16 protein-coding genes and 1 pseudogene are annotated in these 16,849 nt (G+C 30.5%); 4 read left to right on the top strand and 13 right to left on the bottom strand.

Annotated features, from left to right (window positions below):
- Nucleotides 1–72: 72 nt before the first annotated feature.
- The 8 genes from CURI_RS03305 to CURI_RS03270 all read right to left on the bottom strand — a co-directional run bounded on the left by CURI_RS03305 (nt 73) and on the right by CURI_RS03270 (nt 6,449).
- Entirely contained in the window at nt 73–603 is a 531-nt protein-coding gene (locus CURI_RS03305) for a DedA family protein (protein WP_051003961.1), read from the bottom strand.
- A gap of 94 nt (nt 604–697) precedes the next feature.
- Complete coding sequence (gene nagB, locus CURI_RS03300) at nt 698–1,423, bottom strand: glucosamine-6-phosphate deaminase (protein WP_014966864.1); 726 nt, start codon at nt 1,421–1,423, stop codon at nt 698–700.
- 150 nt (nt 1,424–1,573) lie between these two features.
- Nucleotides 1,574–2,908 carry an FMN-binding glutamate synthase family protein gene (locus tag CURI_RS03295; RefSeq protein WP_014966863.1) on the bottom strand — a complete coding sequence of 445 codons (1,335 nt, stop codon included), beginning with the start codon at nt 2,906–2,908 and terminating at the stop codon, nt 1,574–1,576.
- 57 nt (nt 2,909–2,965) lie between these two features.
- Nucleotides 2,966–3,721: a tRNA pseudouridine(38-40) synthase TruA gene (gene truA / locus CURI_RS03290; RefSeq protein ID WP_014966862.1), complete on the bottom strand. Its 756-nt coding sequence runs from the start codon at nt 3,719–3,721 to the stop codon at nt 2,966–2,968.
- Nucleotides 3,722–3,853: 132 nt separating this feature from the next.
- Nucleotides 3,854–4,255, bottom strand: a complete 402-nt coding sequence (locus tag CURI_RS03285) for a hypothetical protein (RefSeq protein WP_014966861.1) — start codon at nt 4,253–4,255, stop codon at nt 3,854–3,856.
- A gap of 109 nt (nt 4,256–4,364) precedes the next feature.
- Nucleotides 4,365–4,787 (bottom strand): hypothetical protein, encoded by a 423-nt coding sequence (locus CURI_RS03280; protein ID WP_041701485.1) that lies wholly within the window; start codon nt 4,785–4,787, stop codon nt 4,365–4,367.
- A 170-nt stretch (nt 4,788–4,957) separates the two neighbouring features.
- Nucleotides 4,958–5,665, bottom strand: a complete 708-nt coding sequence (locus CURI_RS03275; RefSeq protein ID WP_014966859.1) for a clostripain-related cysteine peptidase — start codon at nt 5,663–5,665, stop codon at nt 4,958–4,960.
- A 268-nt stretch (nt 5,666–5,933) separates the two neighbouring features.
- The gene (locus CURI_RS03270; protein ID WP_014966858.1) at nt 5,934–6,449 is read right to left on the bottom strand and encodes a hypothetical protein; all 516 of its coding nucleotides are present in this window, start codon (nt 6,447–6,449) and stop codon (nt 5,934–5,936) included.
- Between the two features lie 185 nt (nt 6,450–6,634).
- On the opposite strand from CURI_RS03270, the gene CURI_RS03265 reads away from it, so the two are divergent.
- Together CURI_RS03265 and CURI_RS03260 are read left to right on the top strand one after the other, a co-directional pair.
- Entirely contained in the window at nt 6,635–7,417 is a 783-nt protein-coding gene (locus CURI_RS03265) for an ABC transporter ATP-binding protein (protein WP_041701483.1), read from the top strand.
- The gene (locus CURI_RS03260) at nt 7,407–8,213 is read left to right on the top strand and encodes an ABC transporter permease (RefSeq protein WP_014966856.1); all 807 of its coding nucleotides are present in this window, start codon (nt 7,407–7,409) and stop codon (nt 8,211–8,213) included. The genes CURI_RS03265 and CURI_RS03260 overlap by 11 nt, the downstream gene beginning before the upstream one ends.
- Before the next feature lie 269 nt (nt 8,214–8,482).
- Here CURI_RS03260 and CURI_RS03255 read toward each other — a convergent pair whose 3' ends face one another.
- From CURI_RS03255 to cooS, 3 genes and pseudogenes are all read right to left on the bottom strand, one after another.
- Nucleotides 8,483–8,869 carry a hypothetical protein gene (locus CURI_RS03255; RefSeq protein ID WP_041701480.1) on the bottom strand — a complete coding sequence of 129 codons (387 nt, stop codon included), beginning with the start codon at nt 8,867–8,869 and terminating at the stop codon, nt 8,483–8,485.
- Nucleotides 8,870–9,165: 296 nt separating this feature from the next.
- A pseudogene (locus tag CURI_RS16510) lies at nt 9,166–9,289 on the bottom strand (IS1595 family transposase); the annotation flags it as partial.
- A gap of 143 nt (nt 9,290–9,432) precedes the next feature.
- Entirely contained in the window at nt 9,433–11,571 is a 2,139-nt protein-coding gene (cooS, locus tag CURI_RS03250) for an anaerobic carbon-monoxide dehydrogenase catalytic subunit (RefSeq protein WP_014966854.1), read from the bottom strand.
- 255 nt (nt 11,572–11,826) lie between these two features.
- On the opposite strand from cooS, the gene CURI_RS03245 reads away from it, so the two are divergent.
- Entirely contained in the window at nt 11,827–12,348 is a 522-nt protein-coding gene (locus CURI_RS03245; RefSeq protein WP_014966853.1) for a zinc ribbon domain-containing protein, read from the top strand.
- A gap of 237 nt (nt 12,349–12,585) precedes the next feature.
- Nucleotides 12,586–13,140 (top strand): hemerythrin domain-containing protein, encoded by a 555-nt coding sequence (locus CURI_RS03240; protein WP_014966852.1) that lies wholly within the window; start codon nt 12,586–12,588, stop codon nt 13,138–13,140.
- 57 nt (nt 13,141–13,197) lie between these two features.
- On the opposite strand, the gene CURI_RS03235 is transcribed toward CURI_RS03240, so the two are convergent.
- Nucleotides 13,198–14,604, bottom strand: coding sequence for a M28 family metallopeptidase (locus CURI_RS03235; RefSeq protein ID WP_041701477.1), 1,407 nt, complete (start codon nt 14,602–14,604; stop codon nt 13,198–13,200).
- A gap of 72 nt (nt 14,605–14,676) precedes the next feature.
- Nucleotides 14,677–16,800 (bottom strand): heavy metal translocating P-type ATPase, encoded by a 2,124-nt coding sequence (locus CURI_RS03230; RefSeq protein ID WP_014966850.1) that lies wholly within the window; start codon nt 16,798–16,800, stop codon nt 14,677–14,679.
- Nucleotides 16,801–16,849: the final 49 nt, after the last annotated feature.

The raw sequence follows: 16,849 nt of genomic DNA, 5'->3' as shown, positions 1-16,849 counted from the left end.
ATAGTAATTATTTGCAATATCGGTTTCTATATCTTATATAAGCTACTAACATGTAAATGACTATACTTATACCTACAACTGCATATAAATATATCGAGTATTTTTTAAAATATTGAACACTATACTTTTATCACCTTTATATATTCTTCCTAAGTTAATCATAATAAGTGACCAAGGATATATACCGCAAAACGTAAATATACCGTATATTATAGGATTTATTTTGCTAATTCCGGCTATATAAGATATTTGATTTCCCCATCCAAAGGGTCTAGACATAGCTATGGTTATCGTGCCATATTTATTCACTAAACCTTTACACTTTTCTATAGCAGCCTTTACTTTAACCCTTCTATCAAATATAGAAAGAATACCTACTCCTAGTTTTCTTCCTATAAAGTATGGTATAAAGCTTGCTAATGTATATGTTATTGACATTAGAAAGGCTATAAAAATAGAATACTTAAAAGTAGGTTGCAAAACATGACCAAAAGCTAATACAACAATAATTCCAGGAAAGGGTAAGGAACTTCCTTCTAAAAACATTGACCCTAATAATTCTAATAATTCTTTTGAAAAAATTAAATTCATCATATCAAGCATCTCTGCCCCCACGGTTTAGTTCCGAACTTTTATAGTAATAATTATATTATAAGTATCTTATAGTTCTTTTGTCTTACTGTTAAGAAAACTCAGCTTATAATAGTTTTCCTGCTGCTTCATCTATTATTACAGTTACATCTTTATGAAGCTGTAATATTGATGCTGGAACTTTAGGAGTTATAGGTCCTTTAATAGTGTCATAAATAGCTTTTGCTTTTCCTTCTCCATTAGCTATTAAAAGTATTTTTCGTGCACTCATTATAGTTTTTATTCCCATACTTATAGCTTTAGTTGGAACCTCTTCTGGTTTTTCAAAGAATCTTGAATTATCTTTTATTGTTTCTTCTTGTAGTTCCACTAAGTGTGTTTTTGCTTTAAAGTCATCTCCAGGTTCATTGAATCCTACATGTCCATTTCTTCCTATACCAAGTATTTGTAGGTCTATTCCCCCTAATTTTTTAATAGACTCTTCATATTCCATGCAGTGAGCCTCTACATCCTCAGCTAATCCATGAGGTATATTTATATTATTTTTCTCTATATTAATATGATCTAGAAGATTATTTCTCATATAGTAATAGTAACTTTGAGGATTGTGTCTATGTATACCGTAGTATTCATCTAAATTAAATGTATTCACATCTTTAAAGTCCACAACTTCTTTGTTATAAAGCTTTATAAGTTCTTTATATAGTCCTTCTGGTGTACTTCCTGTAGCTAATCCTAATACACTGTTAGGCTTTAATATTACTTGACTTGCAACTATATTAGCTGACTTTTTACTTAACTCTTCATAGCTTTTTACTATATAAATTTTCATTCTATCACTCCGCTTTTATTAAGTTTTAATTAACCACTATATTGTACTATAAATAGACATAGTTTGTCAGTTTTTATTTTTTCATTTGATATTCAAAAAAAATAGTTGGTGTATAATATATTATACACCAACTATTTTTGTGATTCATAATTATCTTGCAGTTCCTGCATATCTTATTTGTAAAAATTCCGCTACATCTTTATCTACAGTAACTAGATCTTCTTTAGTTAGTTCATTTACATGTCTTTTTCCTGTAGCTTGTAGTGCTAGCTTCATTTCCTCTACACATGAATTTAAAAAATTCTTAAGATGATTTGCTCCTAAATCTACATCTAATTTATCCGCATATTTTCCATCATGTAAGGCTAATTGTGTAGGTGGTGACTCTGGTGTAACCTTTGTAGATTGAGCTTGAACTACTGCAAATACTGCTGTAGAGCCTATATATACTGCATTTGCTCCTAATGCTAATGCTTTAAGGAAATGTCCAGGTGTAGCTAATCCACCCGCTACTATTACATCAAACTTATCCTTTAGATTATGTTTCTCAAGCCAAGTTATAGTTCTGCTAAGTGTATGTAATGTTGGCAATCCCACATTATCTGCAAGTGTTGGTGGAGCTACTGCTGTTCCACCTTCAGAACCATCTATTACTATAAAGTCAGCATTAGTATTAGATATAACTGTTAATTCATTTTCTATGAAATCTGTTCCAGCTATCTTTATTCCTATTGGTACGTCATAGTCTTGTTTTAACTTATTGACTAACTTTATTATGTCTTGGGTTGAGTTTACTGGTGGTTGTGGCATTCTAGAGTATATAGTGCTATCTTCGCCCTCTTTTAAGTTCCATACTCCTCTTAGGTGTTCATCTATCTTATCTGAGTATTTAGTTGACTCTACTGCTCCACCCCATGCACCTTGACCTAATTGTACTTCTATAGCATCCAGTTGACTTAACATTTCATCACTTGTCATAAGTCCACCACGATTATATTGTCCTATCAAATACTTTGCACTTTTTCTAACTTCTTGTGAAACTGCTGATTCGCCCGTGTTAGTAGACGTACCTGCCATAGCTGTACCCTTTGCTATAGCCATCTTCATTTTAAGACTCAGTGAACCCCCATAAGACATACCTGTTACCATTATAGGTATATCTAGATTCAATGGTTTTTTAGCATTTTTACCAATAGTTACATTCATATTTATATCTTTTAAGCTTTCAGTTGGAAGTTCAAATAATTGTCTGGGATTTAATAAGATTTTCTCCCATGGTGAAAGATTTATATTGCTTCCATAAGGTAACCCTAGTACTTTACCCGTCTCTGCTCTCATAGTGGTTTCTATTAATGCTTTCATGGTAAGTTTTTGGGCAGCTGTTACTAATACATATGGATTATTAGCATAATCCTCTGTTAGTAACGTTCTTGTAATATCATCTGCTACAGGATCTAATATTCTTAGTAATAATGAACTTAACATATTAACACCTCATTTAAGTATAGTAAGTAAACTTAGTGTTTGTCTATATTGTGTTAATTATTCATTTTTAGAATTTTTATATTCTACTTCCAGTAGATATAATCCTTTTGCTACGGCTGTATCTCCTGCTAATGCTCTATTTTTTCCTTCTAATATTTTTAATACATTCTCAGGCTTTGACTTCTCTAGTCCCACATCTATGAGTGTTGCTACTATTATTCTTACCATGTTATATAAAAATCCATTTCCATGAAACAAGATTTCCACTGATTTATCATTTTTAGTTATATCTATAGAGTATATGGTTCTTACTTTAGATTTCTTCTTAGACTTATCTGTCGTAAAGCTTGTGAAATCATGTTCTCCTATTAAATAGCCAGCACCTTTTCTCATCTTTTCTAAGTTTAATGATTGTTCTATATGAACTGAATATTTTCTTGAAAAAGGGTCTAAGTTGTCCCCATTCCATATTTTATATAAGTACTTTTTAGATATAGCATTATATCTTGAGTGAAATCTTTCCTCTACCTCTTCCACTCTATCAATTACTATGTCATCAGGTAGATATATACTAAAATACTTTTTAATCTCTTTTAAAGACATATCACTTTCAGTTTTAAAATTTGCTACTTGTCCTATAGCATGAACACCTGCATCAGTTCTTCCTGATCCTATTATTTCTATGTTTTCGTTTGTAATTCTTTTAAGTACGTTCTCTATTTTTTCCTGCACTGTCATATCAGTATTTTCTTGCCTTTGCCATCCTTTGTATCTAGATCCATCATATTTTATAGTTAATTTTATATTTCTCAATTACAATCCTCCTAAAAGTAACTCTATGTGAGTAATACTATTATTCATATTTATTCTTGTCAATATTTTTTTTATTATAATTTTATTTTAAAAAGCCTTGTAATATAGTTTCTACAAAGCTTTTTTATCTAACTATTTATATGCTCTTTTACTACTTCTACATTTTCCTTTGTCCTCACCTGATCCGTTACATTCTAAGTCACACTGTTCCCCAGAGCATTGTTCTGGTGCATTACAAGTTGAAGCAGAAGTCATAACTACTATTGGATCATTTCCATCCCTTGGTATGTTTATCATATAAAATCCTTCACAACCACTGAAAGTATGGTCAATAGCTCTTAGTGTGCCATTATCACGTCTACGGAATATTTTAACTACTGCACCTTCTATTCCATCTCCTTGACAGTCTACAACTCTACCATGGATTACTATATCATTAACACTTCTTATTTCTATTTCACCAGTATCAATTTGTTGACAATCTAGAGAACCTGGTATATCACATATAACTTTTGAATTTAACATATATGCCATTTATAATCCTCTCCCTCTATATAATACAATATAAATAAATTACTAGGATTTTAGCGAATATAATTCATTCTATTCATTATATTATATGGTTGTACAATTCAAATTGTTACTATGTTCGCCATCCTAGTTCAAGTATAATTTCATATGCTTCACTTTGACTAAGATTTGGATTTTGTTCTAGTATTACAGATATAACATTTACTATGGGAATGGGTCTAGGTGTAGGGAGTTTGTCGTAAAAATTATCTCTCTCTAGATTTTCATAATAATCTTTTGTATACTCATTCTCTATTATATTTAGCCATCTATTGTTTTCTAGAAATCTCATATTACGATAATAACTTTTTACTGGATCATATTGTATATTATTTTTAGGTAGGTAAACACTTGGACCGTTCTCTATTTCTTGAGTATACTTAGATATTTCATTAGACTCTATTATATTTTCAAATTCTTCTTTTATTTCATATTTATTATTATCTTTATTGAAAATTTTCTCTAGATATAAAATATTCACAGCAGGCTCTAACATTCTTCCTCTTATCTTCTCTATGAGTTTTTTGTCCTTATATATATGCGCATAGGAGAATCTATCTATAGAATCTTTTAGACTGGTAAATTTACTTTTATTCAGATTCACCAATAGTAATTTATTGCTTTTATCTTCTAAGTTAAAGCTTTGAGTTGTATTTGTTAATATTTCTAATATTTCTTTTTATTGTTACATTCTTCTTGTAGATATCTAATTACTAAATGATATGGTAATCCCTCAATTGGCACATTTTTAGATGGCACTAAAATATAGTCGACAGGACTATTGGAGATTAATGCAAGTTCATACCATATTTCTATCATATTCATATAGCATGCATCTAACAGTATGCAATCTATATTCTTATTAGTCTTTTGCTTACTATTGTAAATAGCACTACATATACCATTCATAGACATTATAAATGGATGATCATTAGCTAAATCAGTCATCATACCAGCAAATCCTGCACCATGACCTGATAATATAAGCATTACATTATTAGATGGATAGTTGGTAATACCCCACGTTATAAATTCATATAAAGTATAAGGATCTGCCATATTTCTGTTTCCTAAATCCTCTACTATCGTAGTACCTTCTAATGTAGTTTCATACCTTTTCACACCATGCCAGCTATCTAGATTACTTCTTAATAAAGTAGGTCTTAGTAGCTTTACCAGACTTTGTGGTGCTCTGGCTAGTTGGGTAATGACTCTAATACTTTCATTTACCACTTCATCATTAATTTTAGAAAATACTTCATAAATTTCTGGCTCTAATTCATTGTTTCCATTACCATAGACTAATACTGTCCACTCTTTCTTGTCTTTTAATTTCTTTAATATATTATTGATAGAATTAGATGCTTCTTTCATGATATTATCACTTTCTTTCAGATATTTTCTTAGTAAATAAAGCTTTTTATTTTTATCCGCTTTTCTTTTTATATTTAGATTAACTATACAACTTTCTGACCCCAGTCGAATCCGTTATAAACAATACTCTTGTTAGTGCTAATATTTATATATTTCTATAGTTCATATAGCTATTATTATTAAAAATGACAATTATATTTGTAATCTAATGCATACCTTCTAGAAGTTTTAATACTCCCACTCGTACAAGTGGGAGTATTATTTTAATTTATAGCATTATCTTACGACTTGGTGGTGGTGGCGGTATTACTGGACAACCAGGTCCACATATATCTTCCCATTCTTCTCTAGGTGCACCTTGACCACGTCCTCTAATTCCAACTCTAACAGGTGATACTTGGAGAGGTTCAGTGAAAGTCATTGTTATATTAATTTGAGTTTGGCCCCTTTGTCCTGCTGCAGGTATGCCCCTTACTCTTAATCCTACACTACAGTCAACAATATCTTGTGAACTTTGAACATCACATTGCGCTTCTCTTGTACTACCATCGTCATATGTGACAATAGCACTACAATCTTCTAGCAAATCTCTTAATTCTTGAAGACTCAGTGAAGAACACAGGCATATCTCTACACTATTTAAATCATTTGTATCATCAATATTGGTTAATCTATAACTAAAAGTATTAGATTGAGTAGCTGAAGGGGCTGGTGAAGTCAATTCAACCTTCCAGCCTAACCTCTTATCGCCATTACTGTCTCTTATACATGATGGTTCTGCCATTTACAACATCTCCTTTAATTTCATAAAACATCTTGTGACAAAGATATCCTAATATATAATATAAAAGCTGTTTATATTCGTTACAAAATATTTAGATTAATTACTATTTTACGGTATATAGTTCACATATTTACTCATTCTGAATATGATAATCATACGAATTTTATTTAAAGGAGAAGATGCATATGGGAGGTAAGAAAATTGTTGAGCTCAAAAATATAGGTATGACTTATCATACTTTAGATGGCGAAACTTTGGCTATTAATAATATTTCTTTAGATATTTTTAGTGGGGAAATTGTCACAATGGTTGGACCTAGTGGATGTGGTAAATCCACTTTATTCTCAATAATAGCAGGTTTATTAAAACCTACTAGTGGAAACGTTTTAGTCAATGGCAAGAAAGTTACTGGACCTAATAAAGACATAGGCTATATGTTCCAACGTGATTATCTTTTTGAGTGGAGAACTATACTAGATAATGTACTTATCGGTCTTGAAATACAGAATAAATTAACCGATGAAAATATAGCTTTTGCAGAAAAATTGCTAGAGACTTATGGACTTTCAGAATTTAAGCATCACTATCCTAGACAATTATCTGGTGGAATGAGGCAACGTGTAGCTCTTATAAGAACGCTAGCAACAAAACCTGATATTTTGCTTTTAGATGAACCTTTTTCTGCACTTGACTACCATACTAGATTAGGTATTGCTGATGAAATATCATCCATATTAAAGAATGAAAATAAAACTGCTTTTATGATAACTCATGATATTGCAGAAGCAATTTCTATGGGTGACAGAGTAGTTATATTAACTAAGCGACCTGCTAGTATAAAAGAAATAATAGATATAGACTTGACTTGCAATAATGGTGTAAATACTCCTCTTAAGTGTAGAGAAGCTCCTGAATTTAGACTTTATTTCAACAAAATATGGAAGGAGCTGGATGTTCATGTCGAATAAAGAAATTAGCAAGGAACAACAAAAATTCTTAAAGAACTATAAGACTAGAAAAAGAGCCATTTTTTTAACTCAAATTTTAATCTTAGTAGTATTTTTAGCCTTATGGGAATTAGCTGCTAGATTAAAATGGGTAGACACATTTCTTACTAGTTCCCCTTATGAAATCTATAAACTATTTATATCGTTCCTTAGCGATGGTACCTTGTTTAAACATATAGGTATATCCGTTATGGAAACTGTAATAGGTTTCTTAATTGGAACTATTCTTGGGATTATAATAGCTATAATATTATGGTGGTCAGATTTCTTAGCTATTGTGCTTGATCCTTATTTAGTAATTTTAAATAGTTTACCTAAAACTGCATTAGCTCCTATTATTATAATATGGGTAGGTGCTGGTTATGCAGGTATTATAGTAACTGCTGTTACATTATCAATCGTTATAACGATCATGAATATATATACTAGCTTTAAAGAAGTGGATGAGAATAGTATAAAAATGCTTGAAACATTTGGAGCAACTAAATTTCAAATACTAAGAAAATTAGTGTTACCTGCCAGTGTTCCTTCTATAATAAGTACTATAAAAGTAAATATCGGTCTTGCTTGGGTTGGAGTTATAGTTGGTGAATTCTTAGTTTCTCGTGCCGGTATAGGATATTTAATAGTTTATGGCGGTCAAGTATTTAAGCTAGACTTAGTTATGATGAGTGTTATTATATTAGCAGTTCTTGCTGCTATTATGTATAAAGGAATAGCTATAGTAGAAAAGAAATTTATAAAGTGGAGACAATAAAGCTTATTATATAATGATAAGTCTCAGTTAGACAATTGTGTGATAAATAAGCAATAAAAATAGCTAGAACTATTGGAACATGGAATATCTAGCTATTTTTATAATGTTTAATTCGTAATATATTTGTATTGCGACTCAAAAACACCGTAAAATTCAATTTTGAATAATACGGTGTTTTAAGTAATTATTTTATTTTGTAATCATTACGTCTAATAATAACATTGTGAACTAACAATAACACGAGAAATGCGCCTTGAAAAATTAGATTTTTATTGTCTATGATAATAAAAATCTATTAATTCAGAAATCCATCTATCTGGTGTGAATGGGAAAATCATCATAATAATTGTACTTAATAAGCCTAATATCCCACCCATTAATGATATAATGAGTGTAAATGAAACAATAAACATATTAATTATAATCAATGATGTGCTAACTATATCTTTCTTAACAAAAACAATTGAGAAAATAGAACTATAAAACCCTACCCATAAACAAGAATAGAAGTTTAAATCGCTATCTATACCAATATTATTCATATTCAATATCAAAATAACTGGATATATTAAATTAAGAATTAGAACAATTGAGCTTATAATTTTATTGTTTTGTATGTTAATTTTTAATGATTTTATATTTTCCCTAATATCCACATCTATTAGCACCTCTTTTTATTAGTCCATCAGATCTAACTATTGCGACTTAACCAACATTAAAATTATACCATATTTTCTATATATTTTATAGATAGATGAAAAACATGCTAGCTTTTAAACACTGTATTATTCAGTTTTCAAAGAATATTATTGTTTTTTCATTTACAGTTGATTGTTTCACACTATATGATAATTGCGAACTTTCTTACATTATAAACCTTATTGGATGATTTACTAACAAAGAACAGTTATATTGAGAATTTCATAATTTTAAGCTAACTCAATATATCTATTTCTGCTTTTTTATTCTTTTTCCTTAGTTGAAGAAATATTCTATAATACATAAAAAAATGATGTCTTAACACCTACACTAACTTCTTCTGCACATTGTCTTATAGAAAGTCCTAATATCATTATATAGAAATCCTTTCTATAAAATATAGTGAATTATAGTTGAACCCATTTTTCACAATTAATCGCATAATTCTCTAACAGAGCGAATAATAAAAACTAGAGATTATCCTTTATCATAATCTCTAGTTTTTATTTAAAGTATTAACTTAAGTCGTAAGTCCTAATTCCTTACGTTTTTTCTCTATGTGATCTACATATATTTGAATAGTTTTCTCAGCATCTAACTCTACTACTACTTTACCAAGTCCCAGCGTTTCTGTAGTTTCTGTAAGTGTTTTAACTACTAGATCACTACCTGTTATAGAAGGTACTGGTGCTATATGAACTAACCAACCTAGTGCTAGTGCTGTACAAGCATCCGATACTGCTTTTTGCTCTAAGTATTCTGGAGCACCTATTACTAATGGTAATTTATCAGTATCTACATCTAGTATATCTGCTAGTTCCTTAGCTGTTTGAGTCATTTTTCCTATATCTACACAAGCACCGTAGTTTAGTACTGGTGGTATTCCAAGTGATTTACAAACTGCTTTTAGTCCTTCTCCTGCTTCATCTGCTGCATTTGGATGACTAAGTCCAGTGTATTGCATAACTGAAGAAGTACATCCACCTGAAAGAACTAGTATATTGTTTTCTATTAGCCCTTTAGTTATTTTAAATATATTACTACCACCTTGGCCATATCTAGCAGTAGTACACCCTACTATAGTTGCTATTCCTCTTATGTTTCCATTTGCTATTTGTTCTATAAGTGGATCAAAGCTTCCTCCTAATGCTTCTTTAACAGATTCAGTACTAAATCCAACCATACATTCTGAAGTATATTCCGGTATATATACTTCTCTGTTTGAAGCTTTACGCTCTTTAAACCCTTCTAATGCTTTCTCTAATGCTTTTTCAGCTTGTTCCTTCATTTTTTCTGGTACAAAGTCTAATGTCTCTACTCCTTGTAATTTAATTACAGGATGAGTACTTAATAATTTAGTACCGAATTTCTTAGCATATAGCGGAAGAGTAGGAACTGTACAGTTATAGTCAAACATAAATAAGTCTACTACACCAGTTGCAAGTAAATACTCTTCAGATAGCCATTCTCCTTCTTGACCTGCATATGCTTTTTGATTATGCGTACCATCATAGTTTATAAGCTGTTGACCTTCACAAACATGACCTAATATTTGTATTCCATCAGCTCCTAAATCTTTAGCTTTTTGTTGCCATTCATCTGTAGAAGCTAAATCTATAGCTACGTTTGCAAGCAATGGCATATGGCCATTAGTTATAACGTTTATCATATTCTCTTTTAGTAGACCCATGTTTTGTTTTTTCATAGCTACTTTTTGAGTTCCCATTAGCATTTCTTGAACTATATCTAGAATAAATATTCCTTGATACTCATTTGCTATTCCTAGTCTAACGCTATTAAGTAGGAACTCCACAGGGTCAGATCTAAAGTTAGTCATACAGCTAGTTTGAGCATATGCAACCTCACTATAACCCCCACCAGGGAATAATCCTAGCTTTCTCCATAAATTTTTACGCTTAGTAGGTGCAAATGCTTCTACTAGCCTAGACTCTATATGGAATGGAGAGTGGATGTCATTCATTACAACATCAGCAAATTCAACTGCTAATTCATTTATAGGCTTATTTGCATCTAGCCCTAACATATCTGAAAACTTTTTTAGTTTTTCAGGATCTCTTATTTTTAATCCGCTCTCGGGACTTTGGCCTGCTGCTTTTAAAGTTCTTGCTGCTTGATGCGCATGAAATATATTTGCAGATGTACCTATTGTAACGTGTCTGTACATAAAGTTCCTTGAAACCATAGTGTGAGCATCTACTCCACAAGTTCCTCTTGGTGACTTAGGGCTTATTCTACAAGGTCCATTTGCACACAGTTGACATGATAATCCCTCTACACAAAACTTACACTGTATTGGTTGTTGTTGACTAAATCTATCAAAAACGTTAGTCATACCTGCATTATGTACTACTTGATACATTTCTCTCATTGCAGGATCTATTATAACATTTAATGGATATCCTTCTTTTGACTGATCATCCTTTTTTATATGATCTCTCTGCCATCTATGTACCTCTTCCATAGTTGATGGCGATTTCTCCATACTTTTATAATCTACTTTTACATCTTTGTGTATATCCCCATGTATCTCAGGATCATTATAGTCTGCTTTTGTTAATTGTGAACCAAGAGTTTTATTATCACCTCTCATTGTTTCAGCACTTTTCTCGAAAGAGTTTTTTATATCTTTATCACTCATTTAGTAAGACCTCCTTATTATAAAGTTTCATTATCTTTCTATAGTTATGTCTATTATTGTTAATTTCTATTCATTTTGGAACTTAATTTTTATAAATTTCATATTATTGAGTAATTATTAAAATCATGCTATAATTACATGTTAAAATTAATTTTTCAATCTATATAATTTACCTTTATTAAATGTTAATACAGACATTATTTAAAGGTTTTTTCTAATAGATGCAGAATATACTAATATAAGGAGGTATGTCAGATGCGTTGCAATAGTTGTGGCTCTGAGGTAAAGGAACATTACCAGTTCTGTTCAAGATGTGGTTATTGGCTAGATGCTGAGGAGAGCTCTAAAAGAAATAGAGAGCTAATGAAGACATTTTTATTTTTAATTACAACTTTTGTAATCTTATTTGTCATAATCTATAGAATACATTCGGATTTCGATAGTTTTATATCTCATCAATTACCAATGCAATTATCAACTGAAGATACTGTGCAGAAAATTTTAGGTACTTGGATATGTGAGGATGATAAAGGTGTATTTGATTATATTAAGTTTGAAAGTACAAAATTCGAACTAAATTATACTGAAGAAGGTAGGAGTATGAGCGGAACATACTCTATAGAGGATTCTAATACTTTAACATTATATATATCCATGGTAAATGATGATTCCATACCAGAGGACCTAGATATGGTACATAAGTTTCACTTTGAAGATGACGATACATTAGTAGTCATTTTCAATGGTATTACTAATGTATTTAAGAGGCAGGTATAACAATATGATATTGTAAACTATATAATTTATTAAAACTAAACAAACTATTTATCTCTATAAATTTAAAAGAGAAGTAAGGTATTCAAATTATAAAACTTTACTTCTCTTTTTTGTTTTGAATCACATTATTCATAATAGAATCCATGCTATAATCTCTTTAGTAACAATATAAGCAATGTTTATATTTCTAGTGAATGGATAAAATATACTATAATAATTTAAGGGAAGTGATTGTTTATGAACTCTATAGATATCTTAGTAAGTGAACACGATAATATAAAGAAGGTTATAAAAGTAATAAGAAAGTTATGTTTTCAATTAACTAATGGAATGGAAGTTCCATATGATGATTTTTTCCAAGTAATTGATTTCATCAGAAACTACGCTGATAAGTATCATCATGGCAAGGAAGAAGATATGTTGTTCATAGATATGAACAATGAGTTACAAGAGACTATAGGTGAAGGTCCTATACAAGGAATGCTTATAGAACATAACTTTGGTAGATCTTTAGTTATGGACTTAGAAGTTGCATTAAACTCGCATAAATCTGGCGATAAAGAAGCTATAGTTGATATAATAGGAAATGCTATTGGTTACGCTAACCTACTGACTAAGCATATAAATAAAGAGGACAATATGATATATAAATATGCTACTAATAATCTAAAAAAAGAAACTTTAGACAAATTAGATATTCAATTCAAAGAATTTGAAGAGAATAGTGCTCATATCGAAGTAAAAAACAAATATATTAAGTTTGTAAATGAACTTGAAAGTAAGTATAGTTAAAAAGTCCTAAGTTCTAAATATCTGATATTTAGAACTTAGGACTTTTTTAATTCTTCACTAATATGCATTATTGTCTAAGTAAGAAAGTACTACTTTAACTGCTTCTTCTGTTCTTTTTCTATCTACTTTATCTATTGTATCATGTGGTGTATGATATCCACTTTCTAAGTCCATATGAATAAGACAAACTGATTTTATACCTTTTGCTGCAAACGGAACATGATCACTTCCCTGACTTACATTTGTTCTACTATCGATCCCTAATTCTTTAGATATTTTAAACAATTCATCTCTTAACTCAGTATTACTACTATCATAGCTTACAGATTCTAATGGAACTTTTCTTTTAGAACCTACCATATCTAAATTTATCATTACAGTCTTATCATTAAGAGGATACAAAGGATTATTTGCATAGTTATATGAACCATAAAGCCCTTCCTCTTCACCATTAAATCCTATAAATAGTATTGACTTCTTAGGTTTTATCTTATTCTCTGATAAAATTCTAGCTATCTCCATCATAGTAGCCGTTCCAGATGCATTATCTAGTGCACCAGGATTATATGTTCCATTTTTATTATCACCTACATGATCAAAATGAGCTCCTATTATTATAAATTCTTCTTTTAACTCTTTATGATTTCCCTCCAGAAGTCCTATTACATTTGCTCCCTCTACATTTTCAATGCTATAATCTGCAGTCATATATATATTCTTACCTTCTTTTGTAAGATTAGATATCTCCTTAAATGCTCCTGACTCTAGTGTAAATAGCATTGGTCCATTTTTACTAAAATTATCTACTGCTGGTGCGTTAGGTGCTACTGCAAATCCGCTTTTATCTTCTTTCTCAATTTCAACCTCTAATATTATTCCTTTAATTTCTATCTTATGTTCTATAATGTTTAGCAGTATATTTCGAAGTCCGTATTTTCCCATTGTTTCTCTAGATACTAGTAATATTTTTCCCCTAAACGTTTCTGGACTTTTACTTAATTTATCAACATCCTCTATCAATACCCCCTGTCCTGAGGCTTTTCCTTTTATACTTAATAATGAGTTATAAGTTACTACAGAGAAATCTTCTATATAATTATATTCTTTCTCTATCTTCCCATTTTTATCTAGTACACTTAATATTGGTGCACTATTGGTAGCTCTAACATTCTGCTTATAGTATTGCTTATAGTCTTTTAACTTTTCAGGATTCTTAAGATTTATTTTTTTAAAATGATCTACAAGATACTCTGTTGCTAATTGATTTCCTTCTGTTCCTATAAGCCTTCCATTATATTTTTTAGATGTTAACTCTTCTACGGTATTCATTATATTTTTGGAATTAATAGATGTATTTATGTTTTTAAATAGTTTTTCTTCTTTAGTTAATGTGATAAGACCAATTACCGCAATGATTGTTATTAAGATCGATAGTCCAACTAATAATCTCTTTTTAAAATTCAAAAGCAACACCTTCTTTATAATAGTAAAATCTACATACTATAAGGTATTGCTTTTTAATGTTATTTATACATTTTATTTATCTATCTTTAATGCCCTCATAGAGTTTAGTATTGCTATTAATGCTACTCCAACATCTGCAAATACTGCTACCCACATATTTGCTATACCAAAGACTCCTAGTACTAATACTATAGATTTTGTACCTAGTGCTAACACTATATTTTGTATAACTATTTTTTTAGTTTTTCTTGCTATTTTTATAGATGTGCTTATCTTAGATATTTCATCAGTCATTAGAACTATGTCAGAAGCTTCTATAGCAGCATCTGATCCTAAGCCACCCATTGCAATACCTATGTCTGCCATAGCAAGTACTGGTGCATCGTTTATTCCATCCCCTACAAATGCTAATTTACCCTTTTCCGATTTTTTAGCATTTAATGCTTCTACTTTACTAACTTTATCTATTGGAAGTAGTTCCGAATATACTTCATCTATCCCCAAGTCTTTAGCTACTTTTTCAGCTATATTCTTATTATCTCCAGTTAGCATTACTGCTTTCTTTATACCAAGATTGTGTAGACTTTGTATAGTCTTATGTGCATCTTCTTTTATCTCATCAGATATCAATATGCTTCCTGCATATTTATTTTCTATAGCTACATATACTATAGTTCCTATATCATTTGACTTCTCTGCATCTATGTTTTCTCTATTCATAAGCTTAATATTTCCAATTAAAACTTCTTTACCTTCTATTGTAGCCTTTATTCCATGACCAGCGACTTCTTCATAATTTTCTATTTTGTTATAATCTAACTCTTTTCCATAAGCCTTCTTTATAGAAGTAGCAATAGGATGACTTGAGTGTATCTCACCCAATGCTGAAAACTTCAGTATCTCTTCTTCACTAAATCCTTCTTGAGCATCTATCTTTGTAACTTCAAATATTCCCTTAGTAAGAGTACCAGTCTTATCCATTACTAGTATTTCAATATCATTTAATGCTTCTAAATAGTTACCACCCTTTACTAATATTCCAGATTTTGAAGCTGCCCCAATACCACCGAAGAATCCTAGAGGAACAGATACCACTAATGCACAAGGGCATGATATAACTAAAAATACTAATGCTCTATATACCCATGTGTAAAACTCTTGACCTAGTATTATTGGAGGTATAAAAGCTATAAGAATAGCAGATATAACTACCACCGGTGTATAGTATCTTGCAAACTTAGTTATGAATTTTTCAGTAGGTGCCTTTTTACCACTTGCATTTTGAACTAAATCTAGTATTTTAGATACTGTAGATTCTCCAAAACTCTTAGTTACCTCAATAGTTAATATACCATTTTCGTTTATAAATCCACTTAATATTTCGTCACCCTTGTTAACACTTCTTGGTACAGATTCTCCAGTAAGTGCAGAAGTATTAACCATTGAACTTCCTTCTATAACCTTACCATCTAGGGGTACCCTCTCACCTGGTTTTACAATTATAGTATCCCCTATATTAACCTTTTCTGGACTAACTGTAGATATTGTTTCTCCTACCTTTAGATTCGCATAATCTGGTCTTATATCTAACAGTGACTTTATAGATCTTCTTGATTTACCAACAGCTATATCTTGGAATGTTTCACCTACTTGATAAAATAACATAACCGCAACTGCCTCAGGATACTCCTTTATAGCTATTGCTCCAAATGTAGCTACAGTCATTAAAAAATGTTCATCAAATATTTGACCTCTTAATATATTTTTAAAAGCTCTTAATACTACATCATAGCCTATTAATACATAACTAGTTAAAATTAGTCCTGCTTTTATATTAGATTCCAGATTAAAAATATATGATATTAATAATAAGATTCCCCCTATTGAAAACCTTATAATATTTTTCTTAACACTTCCTCCGTCATGAGAATGATCGTGACCATGATCATGGTTGTGTTCATCTTGTTCTTCTTTCATTCTAACTTTTACATGAGGTTCCGCTTTATTTACTATATCTTTTATTTCCTTAAATACCTCTTTAAATTCCTTTTTTCCTCTATAGTCTACAGTTAATATTTCACTTGCAAAATTAAATTTAGACTCCTCTACACCTTCTATCTTACTTGTCTGTTGTTCTATCTTACTGATACAACTAGCACAGTTCAGACCTTGTAATATAATTTCTTTACTAGACATTTCTTCGCCTCCCATCCTTTTCATATGAATACCTATTCATATGTTCACT

Source organism: Gottschalkia acidurici 9a (assembly GCF_000299355.1).
GTDB classification, from domain to species: domain Bacteria; phylum Bacillota; class Clostridia; order Tissierellales; family Gottschalkiaceae; genus Gottschalkia; species Gottschalkia acidurici.
The sequence above is the reverse complement of the archived record's forward strand: the minus strand, read 5'-3'. Positions and strand labels throughout refer to the sequence as shown.

Bases quoted from the DNA above. Each gene is read 5' to 3' on its own strand.
- nagB (WP_014966864.1), bottom strand. From the start codon at position 1,423: ATGAAAATTTATATAGTAAAAAGCTATGAAGAGTTAAGTAAAAAGTCA.
- CURI_RS03285 (WP_014966861.1), bottom strand. From the start codon at position 4,255: ATGGCATATATGTTAAATTCAAAAGTTATATGTGATATACCAGGTTCT.
- CURI_RS03260 (WP_014966856.1), top strand. From the start codon at position 7,407: ATGTCGAATAAAGAAATTAGCAAGGAACAACAAAAATTCTTAAAGAAC.
- cooS (WP_014966854.1), bottom strand. From the start codon at position 11,571: ATGAGTGATAAAGATATAAAAAACTCTTTCGAGAAAAGTGCTGAAACA.
- CURI_RS03280 (WP_041701485.1), bottom strand. From the start codon at position 4,787: ATGTTAGAGCCTGCTGTGAATATTTTATATCTAGAGAAAATTTTCAAT.
- CURI_RS03265 (WP_041701483.1), top strand. From the start codon at position 6,635: ATGGGAGGTAAGAAAATTGTTGAGCTCAAAAATATAGGTATGACTTAT.
- CURI_RS03245 (WP_014966853.1), top strand. From the start codon at position 11,827: ATGCGTTGCAATAGTTGTGGCTCTGAGGTAAAGGAACATTACCAGTTC.
- CURI_RS03230 (WP_014966850.1), bottom strand. From the start codon at position 16,800: ATGTCTAGTAAAGAAATTATATTACAAGGTCTGAACTGTGCTAGTTGT.
- CURI_RS03240 (WP_014966852.1), top strand. From the start codon at position 12,586: ATGAACTCTATAGATATCTTAGTAAGTGAACACGATAATATAAAGAAG.
- CURI_RS03305 (WP_051003961.1), bottom strand. From the start codon at position 603: ATGCTTGATATGATGAATTTAATTTTTTCAAAAGAATTATTAGAATTA.
- CURI_RS03270 (WP_014966858.1), bottom strand. From the start codon at position 6,449: ATGGCAGAACCATCATGTATAAGAGACAGTAATGGCGATAAGAGGTTA.
- CURI_RS03295 (WP_014966863.1), bottom strand. From the start codon at position 2,908: ATGTTAAGTTCATTATTACTAAGAATATTAGATCCTGTAGCAGATGAT.
- CURI_RS03275 (WP_014966859.1), bottom strand. From the start codon at position 5,665: ATGAAAGAAGCATCTAATTCTATCAATAATATATTAAAGAAATTAAAA.